We start from the raw sequence: 920 nt of genomic DNA, 5'->3' as shown, positions 1-920 counted from the left end.
CCGGCTTTCGCCGGGATGACGAAAGGCGGGGCTTAAAGCTCTTCGATGGAAACGTTGTGGTTCGTGTAGATGCAGATGTCGCCGGCGATCTTCAGCGCCTTCTCGACGATGGTGCGGGCATCGAGTTCGGTGTTTTCCAGCAGGGCCATGGCGGCAGATTGCGCGAACGGGCCGCCGGAGCCGATGGCGATGAGGCCGTGCTCGGGTTCCACCACGTCGCCGTTGCCGGAGATCAGCAGGGAGGTTTCCTTGTCGGCCACCGCCAGCATCGCCTCGAGCTTGCCGAAGCGGCGATCGGTGCGCCATTCCTTGGCCATTTCCACAGCGGCGCGGGTGAGGTTGTTGTTGTGCTTCTCGAGCTTCTGCTCGAACAGTTCGAACAGGGTGAAGGCATCCGCAGTGGCACCGGCGAACCCGGCCACCACGTCGCCTGTCTTGCCGAGGCGGCGCACCTTGCGCGCGTTGCCTTTCATCACCGTATTGCCCAGCGTGACCTGGCCGTCGCTGCCGATAACGACGCGTCCTTCGCGGCGCACGCAGACGATGGTGGTGGCGTGGAATGCTTCCATGGGGGCTCCGCAACTCGAATGGCTTGGTCCGATGAGATGGGGACTTGAAGGCCTGGCTTCAACGCTGAGCGAATGCGGCGCGAGCGTGCGGGTTGTTTAAAGGTGCGACCGATAAACGTGAAAGTTCGAAGGCACCGTGACCTCCTCTCCCCCTTGGGGAGAGGACACAGGAGAGGGGCCGGTGCTTGCGGGGAAGTTTGTCGGAGGGGCTTTTCGGCGTGGCGATCAACTTCGTTGTGATTTCCCCGCGGCGTGTCCCCCTCTCCCCTGCCCTCTCCCCGCAGGGGAGAGGGTATTACGGTGCTTTTGTGGTGCTGAGGTTGGGCACGTGGCTTGTTCTGGCTTCATCGC

General features: G+C 62.9%; 1 protein-coding gene. It reads right to left on the bottom strand.

What is annotated here, in order from left to right; translation table 11 throughout:
* Nucleotides 1-32 precede the first annotated feature (32 nt).
* Nucleotides 33-569 carry an ATP-dependent protease subunit HslV gene (gene hslV / locus UU9_RS13940; protein ID WP_007082406.1) on the bottom strand — a complete coding sequence of 179 codons (537 nt, stop codon included), beginning with the start codon at nucleotides 567-569 and terminating at the stop codon, nucleotides 33-35.
* Nucleotides 570-920 lie beyond the last annotated feature (351 nt).

Origin of the sequence: Rhodanobacter fulvus Jip2, from assembly GCF_000264315.1 — a bacterium.
GTDB lineage: Bacteria > Pseudomonadota > Gammaproteobacteria > Xanthomonadales > Rhodanobacteraceae > Rhodanobacter > Rhodanobacter fulvus.
This window is presented reverse-complemented; position numbering and strand designations above follow the sequence as displayed.

Coding starts and splice junctions, on each gene's coding strand:
- hslV (WP_007082406.1), bottom strand. CDS start 569: ATGGAAGCATTCCACGCCACCACCATCGTCTGCGTGCGCCGCGAAGGA.